Annotated in this window: 3 protein-coding genes; 2 read left to right on the plus strand and 1 reads right to left on the minus strand. The window is 37.5% G+C overall.

What is annotated here, in order from left to right:
- Positions 1-374 (plus strand): adenylate/guanylate cyclase domain-containing protein (locus WBN20_RS10350; protein WP_424281627.1); only part of this gene is annotated, 374 nt, incomplete at its 5' end.
- 235 nt (positions 375-609) lie between these two features.
- Complete coding sequence (locus WBN20_RS10355) at positions 610-1,254, plus strand: hypothetical protein (protein ID WP_424281628.1); 645 nt, start codon at positions 610-612, stop codon at positions 1,252-1,254.
- Between the two features lie 49 nt (positions 1,255-1,303).
- On the opposite strand, the gene WBN20_RS10360 is transcribed toward WBN20_RS10355, so the two are convergent.
- A partial coding sequence (locus WBN20_RS10360; RefSeq protein WP_424281629.1) for a transporter substrate-binding domain-containing protein occupies positions 1,304-2,799 on the minus strand: 1,496 nt, incomplete at its 5' end.

Here is a 2,799-nt window from a genome sequence, read left to right on the forward strand (position 1 = left end):
ATTTAAATAAAGAAGATCATGCCATCAGAATGGTGCATGCTGCTTTTGAAATAGCCCGGATCACTGAAAAAGTGAAAATAAAAAATAAAGACAATATCATGCCTTATGAGATCCGCATTGGGATTAATACGGGCCCTGTGGTGGCAGGAGTAGTAGGCACTCAAAAATTTGCCTATGATATTTGGGGAGATACTGTAAATGTTGCCGCCCGGATGGAAACGAATTCAGAAACAGGCAGAATAAACATCTCTGAAAACACCTATGAATTGATAAAGGATGAATTTGAATGCGAATATAGAGGCAAAATCAAAGTTAAAAATAAGGGTATGATGAAAATGTATTATGTAATTGAGCCAAAACTCCAAACAGCCTGACAAAACTAGTTACTCTGCCTAGAATTTTAGTCGTTTTAAATAGTCGCATACTTAATGAAATACAGGTATCATTCAAGGCATTTGATAAGTAATCGATTTTATATGTCTTCTTGACATAATTTTGATATGAGAGATGGGAATTCTTTCTTATATTGCCAAAGGTTTTTAGCCTTCCCCTTTTCCATATCATGCATTCTTAAAAATCTGCTCATGCTTAAATAAGATTTTTCTTATCATGAGTAAAGCAGGATATTATAGATATGTTCAGGTTTTTAGTTTTCTTCTTTTAGTTTTTTTAATTGAAGGTTGCACCTCATCACAGAGAAACTTTAAACGAGAATACCGTAAGATTTGGAAGGAGACCATAAAATCTGAAGCCTGGAACCGATCTTTGGAGAAGGATGATTTTTTGGCGTCGAATGACACTAAAGAGTATTATTCAAGCACTGAAGATCCAGGAGTTCTGGAGGGAGATAGTTTTTTGGAAAACGTTAACTACGCTTCTTTTGAGAGAAAGTACAATTCCTTAATATCCCGGGCATATTTTAAGATAATATCGGAGGCAGAAGCAGCAGATACTCGTATTCAACAAGAATATCTAAAATTAAATTCTCAAAAGGACGAGATTGGTAATCGCAATAATAAGAGCTTCCGGAATAATCTGGAGCTTGCAAGGAGGAGATATATTGCCCACAGGGAGATACTGGAAGGGCTTAAGTCCTGGAATGCATTTAGCGAATACGGCTCTGATGATTTGGAATTTTTTAAAGAGGAGCAGGCCGGTTCCGCGTTCAACATGTACCTCAATGGAGAAAGTGATGAGGACATAATTAATTTTCTGATCTACAAATTGGCCGATTTGTATCAATACGAGGAATAGATTGTAGTTCAAAATCACCTCAAGCGAAGTCGCCCATACTGATGCAAACCTAGTTTACCAATGTACTGTACAGTGTATAACGGTTAAAAATCTCTGTAACATAATCATAGGTTTCTACACCTCTTACGTAACCATACTGTACAATGTCATGGTTATAGTTTTTCGGATCACTTAGCCCCAGGATCATTTTATCTACATTGCTATCCCAGGTGTATTTGTCAAGGCCACGAACTTCTGCCAGGTTTTGGGCATCTCTTACATGTTGGTATCCACAATTATAGGAAGCCATGGCAAACTTTATCCGCTGTACTGAATCCTTTACCTGATCAAAATTACCATATAATTGTTCCAGATAGGCTGCTCCCCCTCGTAAACTTTCCTCCGGATTCTCCCTGTCCTTAACTCCAAGCGCCTTTGCCGTTGATGGCATCATCTGCATCAGGCCCTTTGCTCCTGCCCAGGAAGTGTCATTTGGTTGAAACTGAGATTCCTGATACACTAGCGAAGCCAATAGTCGCCAATCCCATCCCAATTCTTTGGCATGTTCTTTTATTAGTTTGTCATAAGGGCTTATCTGATTTTTATTAAGGCTGTAAAACTTACTTTTAGCTCGCCGCCTAAAACTTCTTTTATTTTCAAAATACTTGTTGTATATAACATAATAATCAGAGCTTTTCTTTTCTTCTTCAATCCACGTGTTTATGGCTTCAAGTAATACAGGAGAATTTTTTCTGACGGCCCACGAAATGCGTTGTGAAAAACTTACCGGGATGCTCACATCTAAAATAGGGTTGTGTGAGGCATTAATCCTTGCCAGATTCCCGTCGGCCACTGTATACTTTATTTTTTTATCTACTACCTGTTTAATGATTTCATCTGTAGAAAGAGAACCTTCAAGGGAGTCTATATAAATATTACCTCCAATTTCCTTTGACAAATTTAAAAGCCGTTTTAAATAAGAAGAATTCTTTCTAACGCTAACGGTGTCGCCTATTAGCTCAATGGGATCCTGTATCATGGCTTCCTTTATATCATCGACAGTAAGTTTACGCCAGTTATCAGGTTTTCTTTGTACCAATACCTGTTTGGTGAGGTATAAATAATTGCTAAAAGCCACCACCTTCTTTCTCTCTTGTGTAACAGCCAGGCCGTGTGCCACAAGGTCTACGTTGCCATTTTTTAGCTCATCCAACATTTCATCGAGATTCCTGGACACTTTTAATTCCAATTCCAGGTTCAATTCTTTGGCAAGACGTTTTAGTAAATCATACTCATAGCCCATGGTTTGACCGCGATACAAAAAATAACTTGTAGCGCTATAGGCAATCAACACTTTAAGTTTACCGTCTGCCACAATTTCATCAAAATCTCTGATCACCGAAGCCTCACTTAAGTCGGTTTTTTTCATTTGACAGGCACTCAAATAAAGGCAACAGATAATAAGAATTCCTACTCGTTTGTTCATAACGGTTTTATCTCTGAAACCCCTAAATATATAAAAGAATTTGATTAGTGCACTTTTGAAAATTTTCCATCTCATACAGA

It is taken from the genome of Eudoraea sp., from assembly GCF_049665975.1.
GTDB lineage: Bacteria > Bacteroidota > Bacteroidia > Flavobacteriales > Flavobacteriaceae > Eudoraea.